Origin of the sequence: uncultured Kluyvera sp., from assembly GCF_902485085.1 — a bacterium.
Lineage (GTDB): Bacteria > Pseudomonadota > Gammaproteobacteria > Enterobacterales > Enterobacteriaceae > Kluyvera > Kluyvera ascorbata.
On record NZ_CABTJS010000176.1, the window covers coordinates 1 to 19600 of the forward strand.

At 53.1% G+C, this 19600-nt stretch carries 23 protein-coding genes, 2 tRNA genes and 1 pseudogene; 15 read left to right on the forward strand and 11 right to left on the reverse strand.

Annotated elements, in window-relative coordinates:
* Nucleotides 1–101: IS1 family transposase (locus RDN66_RS21700; protein ID WP_000641146.1), on the forward strand; the 101-nt coding region annotated here is incomplete at its 5' end.
* 14 nt (nucleotides 102–115) lie between these two features.
* On the opposite strand, the pseudogene RDN66_RS21705 reads toward RDN66_RS21700, so the two are convergent.
* Together RDN66_RS21705 and RDN66_RS21710 are read right to left on the reverse strand one after the other, a co-directional pair.
* Nucleotides 116–460 (reverse strand): annotated as a pseudogene (locus tag RDN66_RS21705) (molecular chaperone); the annotation flags it as partial.
* Nucleotides 461–521: 61 nt separating this feature from the next.
* On the reverse strand, nucleotides 522–1079 hold the full coding sequence (locus RDN66_RS21710) for a fimbrial protein (protein ID WP_035894626.1): 558 nt from the start codon (nucleotides 1077–1079) through the stop codon (nucleotides 522–524).
* A gap of 629 nt (nucleotides 1080–1708) precedes the next feature.
* Between RDN66_RS21710 and RDN66_RS21715 the strand changes: the two genes are divergently transcribed.
* The 4 genes from RDN66_RS21715 (at nucleotide 1709) to RDN66_RS21730 (ending at nucleotide 3681) form a co-directional block, all read left to right on the forward strand.
* Nucleotides 1709–2020, forward strand: a complete 312-nt coding sequence (locus RDN66_RS21715) for a helix-turn-helix transcriptional regulator (protein WP_202217337.1) — start codon at nucleotides 1709–1711, stop codon at nucleotides 2018–2020.
* The gene (locus tag RDN66_RS21720; protein WP_202217336.1) at nucleotides 2021–2560 is read left to right on the forward strand and encodes a rhodanese family protein; all 540 of its coding nucleotides are present in this window, start codon (nucleotides 2021–2023) and stop codon (nucleotides 2558–2560) included. It begins immediately after the preceding gene.
* 27 nt (nucleotides 2561–2587) lie between these two features.
* A complete protein-coding gene (locus tag RDN66_RS21725; protein WP_035894623.1) occupies nucleotides 2588–2767 on the forward strand; it encodes a hypothetical protein in 180 nt (59 codons plus the stop codon).
* Between the two features lie 464 nt (nucleotides 2768–3231).
* The gene (locus RDN66_RS21730) at nucleotides 3232–3681 is read left to right on the forward strand and encodes an L-alanine exporter AlaE (RefSeq protein WP_035894622.1); all 450 of its coding nucleotides are present in this window, start codon (nucleotides 3232–3234) and stop codon (nucleotides 3679–3681) included.
* A 44-nt stretch (nucleotides 3682–3725) separates the two neighbouring features.
* On the opposite strand, the gene RDN66_RS21735 is transcribed toward RDN66_RS21730, so the two are convergent.
* Nucleotides 3726–4070, reverse strand: a complete 345-nt coding sequence (locus tag RDN66_RS21735; RefSeq protein WP_035894620.1) for a DUF2002 family protein — start codon at nucleotides 4068–4070, stop codon at nucleotides 3726–3728.
* A 150-nt stretch (nucleotides 4071–4220) separates the two neighbouring features.
* Between RDN66_RS21735 and RDN66_RS21740 the strand changes: the two genes are divergently transcribed.
* Complete coding sequence (locus RDN66_RS21740; protein ID WP_202217335.1) at nucleotides 4221–4547, forward strand: DUF883 family protein; 327 nt, start codon at nucleotides 4221–4223, stop codon at nucleotides 4545–4547.
* 67 nt (nucleotides 4548–4614) lie between these two features.
* Here the strand turns inward: RDN66_RS21740 and RDN66_RS21745 are convergent, their stop codons facing one another.
* On the reverse strand, nucleotides 4615–5964 hold the full coding sequence (locus RDN66_RS21745) for a PLP-dependent aminotransferase family protein (protein ID WP_202217334.1): 1350 nt from the start codon (nucleotides 5962–5964) through the stop codon (nucleotides 4615–4617).
* 86 nt (nucleotides 5965–6050) lie between these two features.
* Between RDN66_RS21745 and RDN66_RS21750 the strand changes: the two genes are divergently transcribed.
* The 9 genes from RDN66_RS21750 (at nucleotide 6051) to RDN66_RS21790 (ending at nucleotide 15234) form a co-directional block, all read left to right on the forward strand.
* A complete protein-coding gene (locus RDN66_RS21750) occupies nucleotides 6051–6482 on the forward strand; it encodes a carboxymuconolactone decarboxylase family protein (protein ID WP_035894617.1) in 432 nt (143 codons plus the stop codon).
* A gap of 409 nt (nucleotides 6483–6891) precedes the next feature.
* Nucleotides 6892–8097, forward strand: a complete 1206-nt coding sequence (gene proV / locus RDN66_RS21755; RefSeq protein WP_035894616.1) for a glycine betaine/L-proline ABC transporter ATP-binding protein ProV — start codon at nucleotides 6892–6894, stop codon at nucleotides 8095–8097.
* Entirely contained in the window at nucleotides 8090–9151 is a 1062-nt protein-coding gene (gene proW, locus RDN66_RS21760) for a glycine betaine/L-proline ABC transporter permease ProW (protein WP_035894615.1), read from the forward strand. Before proV ends, proW begins: the two co-directional genes overlap by 8 nt.
* Before the next feature lie 65 nt (nucleotides 9152–9216).
* Nucleotides 9217–10212, forward strand: coding sequence for a glycine betaine/L-proline ABC transporter substrate-binding protein ProX (gene proX / locus RDN66_RS21765; RefSeq protein WP_035894614.1), 996 nt, complete (start codon nucleotides 9217–9219; stop codon nucleotides 10210–10212).
* A gap of 195 nt (nucleotides 10213–10407) precedes the next feature.
* Nucleotides 10408–11589: an MFS transporter gene (locus RDN66_RS21770; RefSeq protein WP_202217333.1), complete on the forward strand. Its 1182-nt coding sequence runs from the start codon at nucleotides 10408–10410 to the stop codon at nucleotides 11587–11589.
* A 135-nt stretch (nucleotides 11590–11724) separates the two neighbouring features.
* A complete protein-coding gene (mprA, locus tag RDN66_RS21775) occupies nucleotides 11725–12255 on the forward strand; it encodes a transcriptional repressor MprA (protein ID WP_035894612.1) in 531 nt (176 codons plus the stop codon).
* Between the two features lie 114 nt (nucleotides 12256–12369).
* Nucleotides 12370–13542, forward strand: a complete 1173-nt coding sequence (gene emrA / locus RDN66_RS21780) for a multidrug efflux MFS transporter periplasmic adaptor subunit EmrA (protein WP_115073740.1) — start codon at nucleotides 12370–12372, stop codon at nucleotides 13540–13542.
* Nucleotides 13543–13558: 16 nt separating this feature from the next.
* A complete protein-coding gene (gene emrB, locus RDN66_RS21785; protein WP_035897513.1) occupies nucleotides 13559–15097 on the forward strand; it encodes a multidrug efflux MFS transporter permease subunit EmrB in 1539 nt (512 codons plus the stop codon).
* Nucleotides 15097–15234, forward strand: a complete 138-nt coding sequence (locus RDN66_RS21790; RefSeq protein ID WP_202217331.1) for a hypothetical protein — start codon at nucleotides 15097–15099, stop codon at nucleotides 15232–15234. The genes emrB and RDN66_RS21790 overlap by 1 nt, the downstream gene beginning before the upstream one ends.
* A 47-nt stretch (nucleotides 15235–15281) precedes the next feature.
* On the opposite strand, the gene luxS is transcribed toward RDN66_RS21790, so the two are convergent.
* The 7 genes from luxS to RDN66_RS21825 form a co-directional block, all read right to left on the reverse strand.
* Nucleotides 15282–15797, reverse strand: coding sequence for an S-ribosylhomocysteine lyase (gene luxS, locus RDN66_RS21795; RefSeq protein ID WP_035897511.1), 516 nt, complete (start codon nucleotides 15795–15797; stop codon nucleotides 15282–15284).
* 259 nt (nucleotides 15798–16056) lie between these two features.
* The gene (gshA, locus tag RDN66_RS21800) at nucleotides 16057–17601 is read right to left on the reverse strand and encodes a glutamate--cysteine ligase (protein ID WP_202217330.1); all 1545 of its coding nucleotides are present in this window, start codon (nucleotides 17599–17601) and stop codon (nucleotides 16057–16059) included.
* Nucleotides 17602–17680: 79 nt separating this feature from the next.
* Nucleotides 17681–18109: a YqaA family protein gene (locus RDN66_RS21805; RefSeq protein ID WP_035897507.1), complete on the reverse strand. Its 429-nt coding sequence runs from the start codon at nucleotides 18107–18109 to the stop codon at nucleotides 17681–17683.
* Nucleotides 18106–18672, reverse strand: a complete 567-nt coding sequence (yqaB, locus tag RDN66_RS21810; RefSeq protein WP_202217329.1) for a fructose-1-phosphate/6-phosphogluconate phosphatase — start codon at nucleotides 18670–18672, stop codon at nucleotides 18106–18108. The genes RDN66_RS21805 and yqaB overlap by 4 nt, the downstream gene beginning before the upstream one ends.
* Nucleotides 18673–18793: 121 nt before the next feature.
* Entirely contained in the window at nucleotides 18794–19108 is a 315-nt protein-coding gene (locus RDN66_RS21815) for a BON domain-containing protein (protein ID WP_035897502.1), read from the reverse strand.
* 164 nt (nucleotides 19109–19272) lie between these two features.
* Nucleotides 19273–19349, reverse strand: a tRNA-Arg gene (locus RDN66_RS21820).
* A 167-nt stretch (nucleotides 19350–19516) separates the two neighbouring features.
* Nucleotides 19517–19593: transfer RNA gene (locus tag RDN66_RS21825), tRNA-Arg, on the reverse strand.
* Nucleotides 19594–19600: the final 7 nt, after the last annotated feature.

Below are 19600 nucleotides of genomic sequence, written 5' to 3' on the forward strand. Positions count from 1 at the left end.
ACCTGGCACGGCTGGGACGGAAGTCGCTGTCGTTCTCAAAATCGGTGGAGCTGCATGACAAGGTCATCGGGCATTATCTGAACATAAAACACTATCAGTAAGTTGGAGTCATTACCGATGGTGCGATACTTTTCACATTCAGCCAGAAAACAGATTCACGATCGGCAGGCAGACGACTACCGGTAAAATTTATACGCAGAACGTTTTTCTGTTCCGGGTCGAGGCGAAACAGCGGTGGCGTAACAATAAACGGTGGCTGAGACTTATCACTCGCAGAATAATTTTCAACCCACGACTGCACTAAATAAGGCGTATTACCGTCGGCATTGGTTACCGAAATAGAGGCTTCTCGCTTACCTTCTTCATATATTACGCGAGTACCGCCCATGACAATTCCCGCATGCGCCGTAGCCGAGACAATAAATAAAGAAAGAGCGATGCTCGCAATCAATCGATTCATGGGAATACCCAACGTTCCAGGACGAAAAAAGAGCAGAAGTCGCCTTCTGCTCTCGGTTTTATTAGTTGTAAACCATATTGAAATCAGCAACGCCGTTTGCCTGACCGGCGGTAATCGCCGCGCCGGTAGACATATAGTCAGCGTAGAACTTCAGGTCGGCTGAACCCGTCCCTTGGGAATCGGCAACCACATTTTGCTTTTTAGATGCTGTGCCCAGCGTAACTTTACTGGTTTGGTCGTCTTCGTACAGTTTGATACCCACACCGGTCGCGCCGGACGTCACCGCAAGCAGTTCTGGCATCTGTTGGTCCTTCTGACCATCAAATAGAACGGATACTTGCTTTACCGAATCAGGGCAATCGGCCACTTTGATATGGAAGGCTGTTTTTGTCGTTTCAGTACCCGCAGCGCTAAGATAGCTTTTATCCCAGGTACCAAGGTCGACATCCTGTCCTTTGCTATCGGCATCCACGTTGCAGGAAGCATCCGTGATGGTGCCTTTAAAGTTGACCTGTCCACCAGCCCCCTGCGCACCCGATGTGGAGGCGGTTGCAGCGCCAGCCGCGCCAGAAACTAATGCAGCAACGATGCACGCCATAATGCGGAATTGTGTATTCATAATCGTTCTCGATTAAACTTATATTTAAGCCGAAAGTCCGGTTCAAAATATGACCCACCGACCTTACAGCCATCATATCCTCCATGTTTATAATGTATTCATTCCATCCGCAGGGTATTTAATGCGCAATCTCAGCTCTGTTTAACGCATACAAACAGAAGCCATTAAATATTTATTACCCAATTAGCAATCAATGATAATTAATTCATTAGATATACTGCACATATAGTATGCTCATTAATTCGCGATGCAAAATTATTGTTTAGTGAAATAGCCGTAAAAGTATTTGCACCGTATAAATAAAAATAAAAAACCATGAATTTATGTTGCCCAAAATCAGAAAAGAAAACACATTCAATCTTCAGCAGCAGAGGTTTATTGCAACATTATCAGCGTAAATTTAACGAAATTAACCACCACATGCATATCGCTGTTCTTTTTTTATCACATAAAATGCGGTTTCCTTAAGTCAAACTAAGAATATTCCTATCTCCGTTTTTTCCTTGCTCCAGATTTTTTAGACCACTCACACATAATTCAACATGTTCATTAACAAGCTGAACGTTTAACTGGTAAAAGCCTGCTCGTTAGTTTAGAGTTTACTTAATTAAGAAAATACTAAAATAACTATGAATGACAGCAAACTCCTGAAAACACGCGCCGGTGAAGCCGCCGCGCTGCTGAAAGCGATGAGCAACCCCAACCGTCTGCTGATCCTCTGCATGCTTTGCGATGCGCCCGGTATCAGCGCCGGTGAGTTAGCTACTGCCAGCGGCCTAAGCCCATCCGCTACCTCGCAGCACCTGGCACGCATGCGTGAAGAGGGGCTGATTGACAGCCAGCGCGACGCGCAGCGTATCCACTATTCCATCCGCAACGAGGCGGTGAGGCAAATTGTTGCCACATTAAAAGCCGTCTATTGCCCTGAAGAGGGAAGTTGAATGACCGTTGAAGAGATCACCCCACAAGCGGCCCTTGCGCTGATTGAGCAAGGCGCTATGCTCGTCGATATTCGCGACCCCGACGAGTACGCTCGTGAACATATTCCCGCCGCTCGTTTGTTGCCGCTGGGTAAAATAGAACAAGGCGTCACGCTTACCGCCAATGACGACGCAGTCATTATTTTCCACTGCCAGTCCGGTAATCGCGCGCGCAACAACCTGAACCGGTTGATAGCCGCCGCAGCCCCGGCGCAGGTCAAACTCCTCGCGGGCGGTATTGAAGCCTGGCGTCAGGCCGGCCTCGCCACCACAGTGGATAAATCGCAGCCCCTACCCCTAATGCGCCAGGTACAGATTGCCGCAGGCGTGCTAATTTTACTGGGCGTCGTGCTCGGATATAGCCTCTCCAGCGCGTTCTTCCTGCTCAGCGCCTTTGTCGGTGCAGGTTTAACCTTTGCGGGAGTGACCGGCTTTTGCGGCATGGCGCGACTGCTGGCGGTGATGCCGTGGAATCGGCGCTCATCCACCAGCGGCGTATAAGAACTCAATAACAAAGGAGCACCTGAGATGTTTGCACCTGGCTCTCTGGTTCAACCCAAAATGGGCGGACCAAAATTAAAAGTCATTGAAGTACATGAAGACAGCATCGTGGCAGTACAGGCCAATGATGAAAACGGCAAGCAGTACACGCTAAAAGCGGCGGACGTTGCGCCGTATAGTGAAGAAGGCGACTTTGGCGTTTGCTAACGTTGACTGCGGTGGGCATGGCTCACCGCATCCTTCCTGACGAAATGAATAGTTACCCATAAATTCCGCATACCTTCCACATACTTCACTCAGAACTAAACGCTAAAAGATCGGCTTTTTATCGGATAAAAACGCTGAATGTGACCCTATTCACATAAAAATCAGCATTGCCTCACTTACGCCATGGTTAGCACTATTTCTCATCCTTTTTCACCATTGCGAAACAAACAATAACTCAATGATTTATTTATAAAAAATAGACAATGAAAACAAAAATAGCGCGGCAAACAGAAAACAATCAATAACAGAGCATTTTATTGACAAAAGAGCATTAAATAAAAATATTTCACTAGTTGTTTGTTCCAATCCAGATGGATAATCTATACACGTCAATTAAACCAAACCAAAACGCCATAAAACAGACCACTTTCTGTATTAACCGTTCATTTTCGAGGAGCATACCGATGTTCTCTGCGCAGTCACGCCTGCGTCATGCGGCAGCAGACACTTTCGCCATGGTTGTCTACTGTTCCGTCGTGAACATGATGATTGAAATATTTCTCTCAGGAATGACCTTTGAGCAGTCACTTTCATCGCGTCTGGTTGCTATCCCGGTCAACATTATTATTGCGTGGCCGTACGGTATTTATCGCGATTTTATTATGCGACAGGCGGCTCGCATTAGCCCGGCGGGTTGGGTAAAACGCGTGGCGGACCCGTTGGCTTATGTCACCTTCCAGTCGCCGGTATATGTACTTATTCTGCTGAGCGTGGGTGCCGACTGGCACCAGATTCTGGCGGCGGTCAGTTCTAACGCCGTCATATCGCTGGTGATGGGTGCCGCGTACGGCTATTTCCTGGATTTCTGCCGTCGTCTGTTCCGCGTGGAACAGTACACACAGGCAAAAGCATAATCGTATTGATATAAGTGACTGGCTACGCTCAGCCAGTCACTTATTTACCGTTTCTCGCCAAACAGCCCATCTAAAAAGCGCTCTAACGCCATACGTGAACTAAAACCGTGCGGGATACCGTAATGCTGCTCAACTTCACCGCCTAAATAGAGCGGAAACTCTGCGTAGTGATCGCAGGCTTTAATATCGGAAGCCGGCTCGGCATATTTGTTACTGCGATCTTTCAGCGCCGGATGAATGATCAGCGCCGTGCGCCCCATTCGCGCTTCGCGGTTGACGTACACATAATTCTCGCCACGGCGATAGCCGTATGCTTTTGGGGTTACCGCATCCATGGTAAAGCCCGCTTTTTCAAGAACGCGCGCCACCTCATCAGGTCGTAAATACATATTTTATCCTCGTCATCTTTTACTGCATCGCCACCTTACCGTAATCAGTATTCGCCTCGCTTTCAGATAATTCCAGAAACTGGATAATATCCGGCAATTTATGTCAGGTGACCTACACTTAACGCTCCATCTAATTTTGTGGAGAACGCCATGTTTAAATCACTTAATCGCAACAATGCTGATGATGAAGTTCAGGATATTCATAACGACGTCAGCCAATTAGCCGATAGCCTTGAGGGCATTATCAAGAGCTGGGCCAGCGACGACAAAGACGAAATTGAGGCCGTCCGCCACAATGCGAAAAAGCTGCTAAGCGAAACGCGCGCGCGCATGCACGGTCGCAACCGTTTACAGCAAAGCGTCTGTGACGTTGCTGGCAGCGCTGATGACTATATTCGCGATAAACCCTGGCAAAGTGTGAGCGCTGCCGCGGCGGTGGGGATTTTTATTGGCGTATTATTAGGCAGTCGTCGATAATATAATCACAACGATGTAGATAATAAAAACGCGTCTCCCCCGGGGTGTCTCTGATACTCCGGGGTTTTTATTTTATCGCCGCCTTCAACGCCGCCACCTGCGCATCGGCCATCTGCTGCGACACAATATTGGTAAAGCTCATGATAAGCCCAGCCTTACCGCGCGGGTGGATTCGCCAGTCGTTCACCGCCTGCACTGCCAGCCCGGCTTGTCGCGCCCGCCGGGCCATCGCGCGATCGTCTCCCTCTACCGTGACCACCAGCTGAATACCGCCTAACTGCTCCAGCACCTGAAAACCCTCTGTTCGCAATGCGGTTTCCAGCCAGCGCCGACGCTCGGCATAGTGAACGCGCATTTTCTTCAGATGCCGCCAGAAATGCCCTTCGCGCAAAAAGTCGGCCAGCGTCTGCTGGCACAACACCGGTACCGGGCAGGCCAGCCGCTGCGCCTGACGACGAAATGCCGCCACCAGCGGCAGCGGCACCACCAGCCAGGCTGTCCGTAGCGCCGGGAACAGCGACTTGCTGAACGTACCGGCGTAAATCACCCGCTGCGGCGCGTCCAGGCTTTTGAGCGGCGGCAGCGGCTTGCCTTGATAGCGAAACTCGCTGTCATAATCATCTTCAATGATCCACGCGTCATGGTGCGCGGCCCAATCCAGTAGCTGTCGACGGCGTGGAAGCGAGAGCGCGACCCCGGTCGGGCTTTGATGAGCCGGCGTCAGCAGCGCAAAACGGGCGGTCGTAGGGTGCTGCGTTATCCATTCAACGTTCATTCCCTCATCATCAACCGTCACCGGGTGCAGCGTGACGCCCTGTTGTTCAATAACCGGACGAATCAGCGGAAACCCGGGGTCTTCCATCCACATACCCTCCCCGCGCGCTTCCAGCGCCTGCAATATAAGCCCCATAGAAGCCGCATAGCCAGAGGTGATAAACACCTGTTCGGCCTCGCACTCTATGCTGCGGGAGAGCCTGAGATATTCCACAATGGCCTGGCGCAGCAACAGTTCGCCGCAAACGTCCCCCAGAGCCAGGCAGAAACGGGTTTGCGTGCGTAGCCGGTGCCCCATCACCCGCGCCCATAGGCCACGAGGAAAGAGATCCAGCGCGGGAAGGCCAAGCTGGAAAGGCTGCGGCTGGAAATGCTCGCCACCAAACCCCAGTGGCTTGGCGGTCACGGGCTCAAGGGTTAAGTGATCGCTTACAAACGTGCCCGACTGCCCACGGCGTTCCAGCCAGCCTTGCGCCACCAGCTCACCGTAGGCGTTTTCCACCGTCACCCTTGAGACGCCAAGCTCTTGTGCATAGACCCGGCTGGAGGGTAAGCGCCTGCCCGCCTTCAGTTCGCCCTGTTCAATCGCCGCTTTCAGCTCTCTGGCAATCTGCTGATAGCGTGGTACGCCGCTCGGTTTCATGGTCTTATTTTTTACTCCAAATATGGCTATCTTTTTAAGACCATTATAGTGCTATTTTTGTCCCATCTTGAACGAGGAGTGACAACATGACTGCATTACGCCAACCCTATAGTGAACTGAGCCCAAACGTCTACGCCGGGCTGGTTCAGGCCAGCATGGCGCTGGAAAAAAGCTCGCTGGAGCGTCCCCTTCTGGAACTACTTTACCTGCGCGTGTCGCAGATTAACGGCTGCGCCTTCTGCCTGGAGATGCATAGCAAAGCGCTGCGTAAATCTGGCGTCGATCAGGTGAAGCTGGATGCGCTGGCAGGATGGCGAGTGAGTCATCACTTCAGCGATGCCGAGCGTGCGGCGCTGGCCTGGGCAGAAGATTTGACCCACATTGCCGAAAACCGCGCCGAAGACAGCGTTTATCAGCCGCTGCTCAGCCATTTCAGCGCCGAGCAGATTAGCGACATGACCTTCGCCATCAGCCTGATGAACGCCTTTAATCGCCTGGCCGTCAGTATGCGCATGTAGTTAAAAAATGCCCGCAAATATTCGCTATTTGCGGGCACTTATTTTCCACCGTCATTCTCCGTTTCCCTGCCAAATATCACCCTGATTATTACCCGGATATTTCTTAAAAAATCACCATCATCATACAAATATCAGCCTGAATTCACCTGTGGATTTTCAGACAATATTCATACGATTTTTTAGACCTCAACCAAATTTCATAACGAAATTCATAAAAAATTCAATAATCCTCAATTCGCCCTCAGCCCTTATATCATGGGAAATGACGGCAATATCACCCTTCGGATTATTTCGAGTGAAACCGGATTGAGGGTTGTCACATCGTCTCAGTATGCTAGGGTATAAACAGGTCATTATTCTCATCAGGTAGCATATCGACATAAACTAAAAACAGGAAATCGCATATTGCATGGCAGTTAAATTAGAAGTTAAGAATCTTTATAAAATATTCGGCGAGCACCCACAGCGAGCATTTAAATATATCGAGAAAGGTTTTACCAAAGAGCAAATTCTCGATAAAACAGGATTATCACTTGGCGTTAAAGACGCCAGTCTGGCCATTGAAGAAGGCGAGATATTTGTCATCATGGGGTTATCCGGCTCCGGCAAATCCACCATGGTACGCCTTCTCAATCGTCTGATAGAGCCCACACGTGGTCAGGTGCTGATAGACGGTATCGATATTGCCAAAATATCCGATGCCGAGCTGCGTGAAGTTCGCCGTAAAAAAATCGCGATGGTATTCCAGTCCTTTGCGCTAATGCCGCATATGAGCGTACTGGATAATACCGCCTTTGGTATGGATCTGGCCGGTGTTCCCGCACAGGAACGCCAGGAGAAAGCGCTGGACGCGCTGCGTCAGGTAGGTCTTGAGAATTACGCTCATGGCTACCCGGACGAACTCTCCGGCGGTATGCGTCAGCGTGTCGGTCTAGCCCGCGCGCTTGCCATCAATCCCGACATTCTATTAATGGATGAGGCCTTTTCGGCGCTCGACCCATTAATCCGCACTGAGATGCAGGATGAGCTGGTAAAATTACAGGCGAAACATCAGCGTACCGTGGTCTTTATTTCCCATGACCTCGATGAAGCGATGCGAATTGGCGACCGTATTGCCATTATGCAAAATGGTGAAGTGGTACAGGTCGGCACGCCTGATGAAATTCTGAATAACCCGGCCAATGATTATGTCCGCACCTTCTTCCGCGGCGTGGATATTAGTCAGGTATTTAGCGCCAAAGATATTGCCCGCCGTAATCCGGATGGCCTTATCCGTAAAACGCCGGGTTTCGGTCCTCGTTCGGCACTGAAATTATTACAGGATGATGACCGTGAATATGGTTACGTCATCGAACGCGGTAATAAGTTTGTTGGCATTGTGTCCATCGATTCATTGAAAGAAGCCTTAAAGGCGAATCAGGGAATCGAGGCGGCATTAATTGACGAGCCGCTGGCCGTTGATGCCCAGACGCCGCTCAGCGAATTGCTCTCTCACGTGGGTCATGCACCCTGCGCCGTACCGGTTGTTGGAGAAGAACAGCAGTATGTCGGCGTTATTTCAAAAAGAATGCTGCTACAGGCATTAGATCGCGAGGGGGTAAACAACAATGGCTGATCAATCTAATCCGTGGGATACCACACCGGCCGCCGATAGCGCGGCAAACTCCGCCGATGCCTGGGGTTCACCGGCATCCGCCCCTTCCGGCGGCGGCGCAGACTGGCTGCACAGCGCGCCCGCACCGCAGGCGGAACACTTCAACATTATGGACCCGTTCCATAAGACGCTGATCCCGCTCGATAGCTGGGTGACGGAAGGAATCGACTGGGTGGTAACGCACTTCCGTCCGGTGTTCCAGGGCATTCGTGTGCCCGTCGACTACATCCTGAGTGCCTTCCAGCAGTTGCTGTTAGGGATGCCTGCGCCGGTGGCGATTATTATTTTCGCCCTGATTGCCTGGCAGATCTCCAGCGTCGGTATGGGCGTTGCGACGCTGATTTCACTGATTGCTATCGGTGCTATCGGTGCCTGGTCGCAGGCGATGATTACCCTGGCGCTGGTGCTCACCGCGCTGCTGTTCTGCGTGTTGATAGGCCTACCGCTTGGCATATGGCTGGCGCGCAGCCCGCGGGCGTCGAAGATTATCCGGCCGCTGCTCGATGCGATGCAGACGACTCCGGCGTTCGTTTATCTGGTGCCGATTGTCATGCTGTTCGGTATCGGTAACGTACCGGGGGTGGTGGTGACCATTATCTTTGCCCTGCCGCCGATTGTGCGTCTGACCATTCTCGGGATTAACCAGGTGCCGGCCGACCTTATCGAAGCCTCGCGCTCATTCGGTGCCAGCCCGCGCCAGATGCTGTTTAAAGTGCAGCTGCCGTTGGCGATGCCGACCATTATGGCCGGTGTTAACCAAACGCTGATGCTGGCGCTGTCGATGGTGGTTATCGCCTCGATGATCGCCGTCGGCGGTCTGGGCCAGATGGTGCTGCGCGGTATCGGTCGTCTTGATATGGGTCTTGCCACCGTGGGCGGCGTAGGGATTGTTATCCTCGCCATTATCCTCGACCGTCTGACCCAGGCCGTAGGCCGCGATTCTCGCAGCAAAGGCAATCGTCGCTGGTTCAATACCGGCCCGGTCGGCCTGCTGATGCGCCCCTTCTCTAAGTAACCATCGTATTGGCCCGGCAGGCGTCGGGCCAATGCTCCGCAACAATCACTATTAAAGGAACAACGATGCGACACTCATTCGTCTTAGCTACCGCTTTCACTACGCTGGTTTCGGCCAGCGCTTTCGCCGCCGACCTCCCAGGGAAAGGCATTACCGTCCAGCCGGTACAGAGCACCCTTTCTGAAGAAACCTTCCAGACCCTGCTGGTGAGCCGCGCGCTGGAAAAACTGGGCTACACCGTCGATAAGCCAAACGAAGTCGACTACAACGTGGCTTACACCTCGCTGGCCGCTGGCGATGCCACCTTCACCGCCGTCAACTGGATCCCGCTGCATGATGACATGTACGCCGCCGCCGGTGGTGACAAGAAATTCTATCGCGAAGGCACGTTGGTCAACGGCGCAGCGCAGGGCTATCTGATCGATAAAAAAACCGCCGATCAATACCACATCACCAACATTGCTCAGCTTAAAGACCCTAAGATTGCCAAGCTGTTTGACACCAACGGTAACGGCAAAGCCGACCTCACCGGTTGTAACCCTGGCTGGGGCTGTGAAGCGGTGATTAACCACCAGCTGGAGGCCTATGATCTGACTAAATCAGTCGATCACAACCAGGGTAACTATGCGGCGATGATGGCCGATACCATCACCCGCTTTAAAGAAGGTAAGCCGATTCTGTACTACACCTGGACACCTTACTGGGTCAGCGACGTACTGAAGCCGGGTAAAGATGTCGTCTGGCTGCAGGTACCGTTCTCTTCCCTGCCAGGCGTGCAGAAAAACATTGATACTAAGCTGTCTAACGGCGCAAACTACGGTTTCCCGGTCAGCACAATGCACATTGTGGCTAACAAAGCCTGGGCCGAGAAGAACCCGGCTGCGGCGAAGCTGTTTGCCATTATGAAACTGCCGCTGTCCGACATTAATGCCCAGAACGCGATGATGCATGATGGTAAAGCGTCTGAAGCGGACGTGCAGGGTCAGGTAGATGGCTGGATCCAGGCCCACCAGCAGGTGTTTGATGGTTGGGTGAAAGAGGCGCTGGCCGCGCAGAAGTAAATTAGCCGTTACGCCGACCCCGGAGTCGGCGTGAACGCCTCGGCCGGGCTACCAATATAATGTAGCCCGGCCGAGCAACGCGACGCCGGGAAAGCACGACGTCCACCAAAAAGCACAATCCGCTACGCATCATTTTCCCCCTCCCCCACACCTTTCGTTATTATCGACCCCATCTTTCCTTACTTTCTCAATACCATGACTAAACCTGCTCACGGGCTTAGCCCGGCTTTGATCGTTTTAATGTCCGTTGCCACCGGTCTTGCCGTAGCCAGTAACTACTACGCCCAGCCGCTGCTGGAGACTATCGCCCGCCATTTCTCGCTCAGCGCCGGACAGGCCGGTTTTATCGTCACCGCCGCCCAGCTTGGCTATGCTGCCGGACTACTGTTCCTGGTGCCGCTCGGCGATATGTTCGAACGTCGCTCGCTTATTGTCCTCATGACCCTGCTGGCTGCTGGCGGCATGCTGATTACCGCCAGCAGCAGTTCACTTGGCATGATGATCCTCGGCACCGCGCTGACCGGCCTGTTCTCGGTCGTCGCTCAGCTACTGGTGCCGATGGCGGCGACCCTCGCCTCACCAGAAAAACGCGGCAAGGTGGTCGGTACGGTGATGAGCGGGCTGCTGCTCGGGATACTGCTGGCACGTACCGTTGCCGGGCTGCTGGCAAGCCTTGGCGGCTGGCGCACCGTCTACTGGGTTGCCTCCGCGCTGATGGTGCTGCTGGCCTTCGCGCTGTGGCGCGGGCTGCCGAAGCTCAAGCAGGAGACGCACCTCAACTACCCGCAGCTGCTCGGCTCCATCTTCAGCCTCTTTGCCCGCGACAAGCTTCTGCGCACCCGCGCGCTGCTCGGCTGCCTGACTTTCGCCAACTTCAGCATTCTGTGGACGTCGATGGCGTTTCTGCTCTCCGGCGCGCCGTTTAACTACTCGGAAGGCACCATCGGCCTGTTTGGTTTAGCCGGTGCTGCCGGTGCGCTGGGCGCTCGTCCGGTTGGCGGGCTGGCGGATAAAGGCAAAGCGCATCTGACTACCACCTGGGGTCTGGTACTGTTGCTGCTTTCCTGGGTGGCTATCTGGTACGGGCATACGTCCGCTATCGCGTTAATCATCGGGATTCTGGTGCTCGACCTGATGGTACAGGGCGTACATATCACCAACCAGACGGTTATCTACCGCGTACAGCCGGATGCCCGTAACCGCCTCACCGCAGGCTATATGACCAGTTACTTCATCGGCGGTGCGGTAGGTTCGTTGCTTTCAGCCTCCGCCTGGCAGCACGCTGGCTGGATGGGCGTGTGCCTTGCAGGTGGTCTGCTAGCTGCTGCCAACCTGTTGGTCTGGTGGTGGGGTTATCATCGTCAGGAAGCGGAATAAAAGAGCGGACGCCGGATATACGTATCCGGCATCTTTATGTCATAGACTAACCGCATAAATTACGGATAATAATTCATTTACTTTATTTGTCACTATCGTTACTATATCGACTGTAACTAATGAGGTAATGCCCAGATGGATAGTTCGTTTACGCCCATTGAACAAATGCTGAAATTCCGCGCCAGCCGCAGCGAAGAGTTCCCTTTCCAGGAGATCCTTCTCACTCGTCTTTGCATGCACATGCAAGGCAAGCTGCTGGACAACCGTAATAAAATGCTGAAAGCTCAGGGGATCAACGAGACGTTGTTTATGGCGCTAATCACGCTGGAGTCTCAAGAAAATCACAGTATTCAGCCTTCTGAACTCAGCTGCGCGCTGGGCTCATCGCGCACCAATGCCACGCGTATCGCAGATGAACTGGAAAAACGTGGCTGGATTGAGCGCCGTGAAAGCGACAATGACCGCCGTTGCCTGCACCTGCAGCTGACTGAAAAAGGTCATCAGTTCCTGAACGAGGTTCTGCCTCCTCAGCATCACTGTCTGCATCAGCTTTGGTCTTCATTGAGCCTGGCTGAGAAAGACCAGCTTGAGCATATCACTCGCAAGCTTCTCACCCGTCTGGATCAGATGGAAGAAGACGGTTCCGTACTGGATGCCTTGCGCTGATACCACCGCTCCAAAAAATCAGATGAACAGGCCAGCAGATAATCTCTGCTGGCCTTTCTGGTAGAAAAACAGGTCGGCTAAGCCGAAATAAATAATAAGAATGTGGAGAATCACATGAGCGCAAATGCGGAGACTCAAGCCCCGCAGCAAACCGCCAACAAGAAAGGCAAACGTAAACGCGCCCTCATCTTGTTGACCTTGCTCTTTGTTATTATTGCCGTAGCCTATGGGAGCTACTGGTTTTTGGTGTTGCGTCATTATGAAGAAACCGATGACGCTTACGTGGCAGGTAACCAGGTTCAAATCATGTCGCAGGTATCAGGCAGCGTGACCAAAGTCTGGGCCGACAACACCGACTATATTAAGCAGGGCGACGTGCTGGTCACCCTCGATCAGACCGATGCTCAGCAGGCCTTTGAGAAAGCGCAGACTCAGCTTGCCTCAAGCGTCCGCCAGATGCGTCAGTTGATGATCAACAACAAGCAGCTGCAGGCGAATATCGATATTCGTAAAACCACGCTGGCTCAGGCGCAAACCGACCTTAACCGTCGTATCCCGCTGGGCAACGCCAACCTGATTGGCCGTGAAGAGCTGCAGCACGCCAAAGACGCCGTCACCAGCGCGCAGGCTGCTCTGGACGTAGCGATTCAACAGTACAACGCTAACCAGGCGATGATCCTCGGCACTAAACTTGAAGATCAGCCTACGGTTCGTCAGGCCGCGACCGAAGTCCGTAACGCATGGCTTGCCCTGCAGCGTACCAAAATCGTCAGCCCGATGAGCGGCTACGTTTCTCGTCGTTCCGTACAGCCGGGCGCGCAGATTAGCCCGACCACGCCGCTGATGGCCGTTGTGCCTGCCAGTAACCTGTGGGTAGACGCGAACTTCAAAGAAACCCAGCTTGCGCATATGCGTATCGGCCAACCGGTCACCGTCGTCAGCGATATTTACGGCGATGATGTGAAGTACACCGGTAAAGTGGTCGGTCTGGATATGGGTACCGGTAGCGCCTTCTCCCTGCTGCCAGCACAGAACGCCACCGGTAACTGGATCAAGGTAGTACAGCGCTTGCCTGTACGTATCGAACTGGACGAAAAACAGCTGGAACAGCACCCGCTGCGCATTGGTCTGTCTACGCTGGTGAAAGTGGACACCTCCAACCGCGACGGTCAGATGCTGGCTAATCAGATTCGCACCAGCCCGGTTTACGAGAGTAACGCGCGTGAAATCAGCCTCGACCCGGTTAACAAGCTGATCAACGACATCGTCCAGGCCAACGCCAACTAATGCTGGGGTGCGCGTAATGCAACAGCAAAAACCGCTGGAAGGCGCGCAACTGGTCATTATGACCATTGCGCTGTCGCTGGCCACCTTCATGCAGGTGCTGGACTCCACCATCGCCAACGTGGCTATCCCGACCATCGCCGGTAACCTTGGCTCATCGCTGAGTCAGGGGACATGGGTAATCACGTCGTTTGGGGTGGCGAACGCCATCTCCATTCCGATTACCGGCTGGCTGGCAAAACGCGTCGGTGAGGTGAAGCTGTTCCTGTGGTCAACCATCGCCTTTGTCATTGCGTCATGGGCGTGTGGGGTATCCAACAGCCTGGGCATGCTGATCTTCTTCCGCGTGATTCAGGGGGTTGTTGCCGGGCCGCTTATTCCGCTGTCACAAAGCCTGTTGCTCAACAACTACCCGCCGGCCAAGCGCGCCGTCGCGCTGGCGCTGTGGTCAATGACGGTGATTGTGGCGCCAATTTGCGGCCCCATTCTTGGCGGCTATATCAGCGACAACTATCACTGGGGCTGGATCTTCTTTATCAACGTACCAATCGGTGCGCTGGTCGTGCTGTTAAGCCTCCAGAGCCTGCGCGGACGTGAAACCAAGACCGAGCAGCGACGCATTGATGGTATTGGTCTGGCGCTGCTGGTGCTGGGTATCGGTAGCCTGCAGGTTATGCTCGACCAGGGTAAAGAACTCGACTGGTTTAACTCAACTGAGATAGTCGTACTGACGGTGGTGGCGGTGGTATCGCTGAGCTTCCTGATTGTCTGGGAGCTGACCGACGATAACCCGATAGTCGATCTGTCGTTGTTTAAGTCGCGAAACTTTACCATCGGCTGTCTGTGTATCAGCCTTGCCTATATGCTCTACTTCGGCGCGATTGTTCTGCTGCCGCAGCTATTGCAGGAGGTCTACGGGTATACCGCAACCTGGGCAGGCCTGGCGTCAGCGCCGGTCGGGGTTATCCCTGTCCTGCTGTCGCCGATTATCGGCCGCTTTGCCCACAAGCTGGACATGCGCCGACTGGTCACCTTCAGCTTTATTATGTATGCCGTCTGTTTCTACTGGCGCGCCTATACCTTCGAACCGGGGATGGACTTCGGCGCGTCGGCCTGGCCACAGTTTATTCAGGGCTTCGCCGTGGCGTGCTTCTTCATGCCGTTGACCACCATCACGCTCTCCGGGCTACCGCCTGAGCGTCTGGCGGCCGCATCGAGCCTGTCGAACTTTACCCGTACGCTAGCAGGCTCTATCGGCACGTCGATTACCACGACGCTATGGACCAACCGCGAGGCGCTGCACCACGCGCAGCTAACGGAGTCTGTGACACCGTTTAACCCGAACGCCCAGCAGATGTACGATCAGCTGCAGGGCATGGGGATGACGCAACAGCAGGCTTCCGGCTGGATTGCCCAGCAGATTACCAACCAAGGGCTGATTGTCTCCGCCAACGAAATCTTCTGGGTTTCGGCCGGGATATTCCTCATTCTGTTGGGATTGGTGTGGTTCGCCAGACCGCCTTTCGGGGCGGGGGGCGGGGGCGGAGGCGCCCACTAATGAAAAAGCCAGCTCAAGCGAGCTGGCTTTTTTTTGACTTGAATTCGCACACGCTCGGTCCGACGCAAATTGCCGGATGGCGGCGTTGTCTTATCCAGCCTACGGCGATTGTCGTCAACCTGAACGACGGGCAATAAAAAACCCGGAGCGAACCGGGTTTTATCAGCTTGCTGAACGCACAAAACTAAATATGCAGTTCTTTCAGCTTCTCTTTTGGCAGCGCCAGCTCATCATTGCTGTTGATGCGAACGTCACGTTCAATGATATGACGCGCAATGTCCTGCGCTTCGCTGAGGGAGTGCATTTCATAAGTCCCGCACTGGTAAACGTTCAGCTCAGGGATCTGATTTTGATCCTGCACTTTCAGTACGTCTGCCATCGCCGCTTTCCAGGCATCTGCCACGCGCTGCTCATCCGGAGTACCGATCAGGCTCATGTAGAAACCGGTACGGCAACCCATTGGCGAGATATCAATGATTTCAACGCCATTACCGTTCAGATGGTCACGCATAAAGCCCGCAAACAGGTGCTCCAGCGTGTGGATCCCACGTTCTGGCATCACTTCCTGGTTCGGTACGCAAAAACGCAGGTCAAAAACCGTGATCGCGTCACCGTGCGGCGTGTTCATTTTTTTCGCTACGCGAACGGCAGGTGCTTCCATACGGGTATGATCAACTGTGAAGCTATCTAACAACGGCATTTCGTAACCTCCGATATCTCCTTCATGCTCCCGGGTAGTGCACTTTTTTCTATCACCAACGGTTTGTAACCACTTGAATAGAATCAACTTTATGCATTCCACCGCGTTCCGCTTCAGGATAATGTGATTTTTTTTAAAATAAACTGAACTCTTTGTTCCCATGCCAGTCTTAATATATGAAAGACGCGCATTTGTTATCATCATCCCTGATTCAGAGATGTATATTTTGGCCACAGTGATGTGGCCTTTTTCTTTTGTATCAGGCGTGTCTTGCCAGCAGTGCTTCAAACGGTTCGTTATCCGCCTCTTCAATCTGCTGCTGACGCGCACGGGACGCATCACGCTCCTTCGCGAAATCTTCCTCACTCAGAATTTCCAGCGGCTCCTCACGCAGCATCGTACGATACTGTTCCGCCAACGCTTTACCTGTGCCACCAATGCCCTCATCAAGCATAGAACGCAGAATGCGTGCGGAGAAGGTTAATTCTGGATTATCAAAGCTCGCGACCAGCTCGTCACACACTTTCTGGTATTCCGTACCGCCGTTCATACCGTCCAGCGTCTGCGCCACACGTTTGAGATCGTGGAACAGATCTTTACCCACTTTGCTCAACGGGAACTGTGCCGTTTCGCAGCCAATACCCAGCGTCAGTCCCGGCTTGCGCCCTTCCAGAATCACGCGATTCCAGTTGGTACGGGTACACAGCAGCTCGTCGCTGCTCATCTCTGGCGCATCGGCCAGCACGCACCAGACCATAAACAGGTCGAGGAAACGAATCTGCTGCTCGTCCACGCCAATCGGTGAGAACGGGTTGATATCGAGCGAACGCACTTCGATATACTCGATACCGCCGCGCAGCAGCGCATCGGAAGGCGTTTCACCGTCGCGCGTGACACGTTTAGGACGGATTGGCGCATACAGCTCGTTTTCAATCTGCAGAATGTTGCTGTTGATTTGCAGGTATTTGCCGTCTTTCTCAAGACCGATACGGGCATACTCTTCCGACGGCGTTTTAATCGCGCGCTTCAATCCTGCCACATACTCGTGCAATTCGTTAAACGTAATTCCGAGATTGCTTTGCGATTTATTGGTATAGCCAAGGTCGCTCAGGCGCAGAGAGGTGGCGTACGGCAGGTAGTACATGCCGCATTCCGTCTTCTCAAACGGCAGCGAGGTCGGTTTGCCCTGTAAGAAGGAAGAACAAATTGCCGGCGAGGCGCCAAACAGGTACGGAATTACCCAGCCAAAGCGATAGTAGTTGCGAATGAGACGGAAATAACCGGCTGAAATCGCCTCTTTATCATGCGAACCGCACTTCGCTTCCCAGAATGCCATTGGCAGTGAGAAGTTGTAGTGTACGCCGGAGATTGTCTGCATCAGCGCGCCATAGCGGTTCTTCAACCCTTCACGATACAGGGTTTTCAGGCGACCAATATTTGATGTGCCGTACTGCGCCAGTTCAATATCCTGACCCGGCGCAATATAGCAAGGCATGCTCAGTGGCCACATGCGTTCATCGCCCAGCTGACGTGCGGTGTAGCGATGCACGTCACGCAGGAGCGTCAGCATATGGTCGATGTCGCCATCGACCGGAGTAATAAACTCCAGCAGGGCTTCAGCAAAGTCCGTGGTGATCCATTTATGGGTCAGGGTTGCGCCTAGCGCTTCCGGATGACCGGTTGTTGCCAGAGAACCATCTGCATTAACGCGCAGCGTTTCGCGCTCAAGTCCGCGCTGGATCCCCTGAAGAGCCTGAGGATGTTTTTCCAGCCAGGACAGCGCCTGTGATACGTCCGGGATCAAATTGACCTCCCGCCTGTCGAATTCATTTTATTAAGCATAATTGTCATCGTGGAGATGCGATATTCCACCTGCCATCCAATTAGTGCCACCACGTCATGCCCTGAAGCGTCAGCGCCGCGACTGCGACGTAACGTAACGCTTTCCCCAGGCATAAAAAAAAGAGTACTGGTCCCCAGGAAATACGCATCCACCCTGCCAACAGGCACAGCAAATCGCCGATGACCGGCATCCAGCTCAGCAGCAGCGTTGCCGCACCGTAGCGTCGGAGCCAACCCACCGCTTTTTCCTGCCACCGCGATGTTTTGCGTAATGGAAAAAAACGACCAAGAATAACGTTAGTAGCCCCGCCAAGGCTATTACCCATTGTTGCTATTACTACCAGAAGCCAGGGCTTACTCGCGCCCGAAAGCAGCAGCGCGACCAACACGGCTTCGGAGTTACCCGGCAGCAGCGTTGCACTCAGGAAGCTGCTTGCAAACAGCGACCCTAGTGCCAGAAATTCATTCACAGCAGACGTACGTCAACGGCATCCATTCCCGCAGCCGCCGCGGCCTGAAGGCCAAAATCGGCATCTTCAAACACCACACAGCGCTCAGGGGGTACGCCGATTAACTCAGCGCACAGTAAAAAGGTATCCGGTGCTGGCTTGTGCTGTTTCACGTGATCGGCGGCGACAACGGCCGCAAAATAATTGCGTAGCCCCAGATGTGCGAGCAGCGCTTCAGCTACGGCGCTTTCGCTGCCCGTACCCACCGCCATAGGGCGACGACCGTGCCACTCCTTCACCACTTCAATAAGCGGTAATGGCGTGACCGAGTCCAGCAGCATCGATTTCACCGCCGCGGTTTTTTCACGGGCGAGAAGATGAGGATCTAAATCGGCCTGATGGCTTTCAATAATCGCCTGGGCAATGCGCCAGGTCGGAGAGCCGTTCAGGGCAACCATCGCCTGTTCGTCGAACTGCATTCCATATTTCCCCAACACTTCACGCCACGCCTTACGGTGCGTAGGTTCCGTATCAAGGATGGTGCCATCCATATCAAAAATCAATCCAGCATAGCGTTCGTACATTGTCTTCTCATCCTTAGCCAACGTGACGTTACTTTATCGCAAAAGGGGCTAATTGTCGCTGATAGCCGTAGAGACGGCAAAGGCACCTTATCGGTGCCTTTGTTATCGTGACTGGCCGGGGTTATTTTATCTGCATGTCGTTTTCAACAACCCGTACGCCCTGAACCTGGCGCGTGACCTCTACCGCACGTTTTGCATCGGCAGCGGATGACACAAAGCCACTGAGCTGCACGCGACCTTTAAAGGTCTGCACATTAATTTCGCTGGATTTAATCTGTTTATCGCTGAACAGCGCGGTTTTTACCTTCGTGGTCACGACCGTATCATCGATATAACCACCGGTACTTTCCTTGGTTGAAGAACCCGCACAGCCAGACAGCGAGATAGCTACCAGAAGCGCTGCACAAGACGCAGCCATTGCTTTGAACCATTTCATGGATTTCTCTCCTTGCACTCAGGTCACCAGAATAAGGGTGTATCAGAGATAAATTATAGTGGAAAGAATGAGTTGCCAATCAGAAAAGTGTGAAGAAGATTTTTGATAGAAAAAATCTGAGGGGTTTGTGAGAGATTAAGGATAACAGGGAGATTTCAAGAAGATGGTGCATCCGGGAGGATTCGAACCTCCGACCGCTCGGTTCGTAGCCGAGTACTCTATCCAGCTGAGCTACGGATGCATCGGAAAAGCTAATTATCGTGCAAAACAAAGAATGGTGCATCCGGGAGGATTACTCGGCTGCGCCTCGCCCTAACGGGCCGTTGCTGAAACAACGTTATCCTCCCTGGTGCTTGCGAAAAATTCGCAGACCTTGAAACAACAGCGCAACTGTCATCTCGGAGAATATGGTGCATCCGGGAGGATTCGAACCTCCGACCGCTCGGTTCGTAGCCGAGTACTCTATCCAGCTGAGCTACGGATGCATCGGGA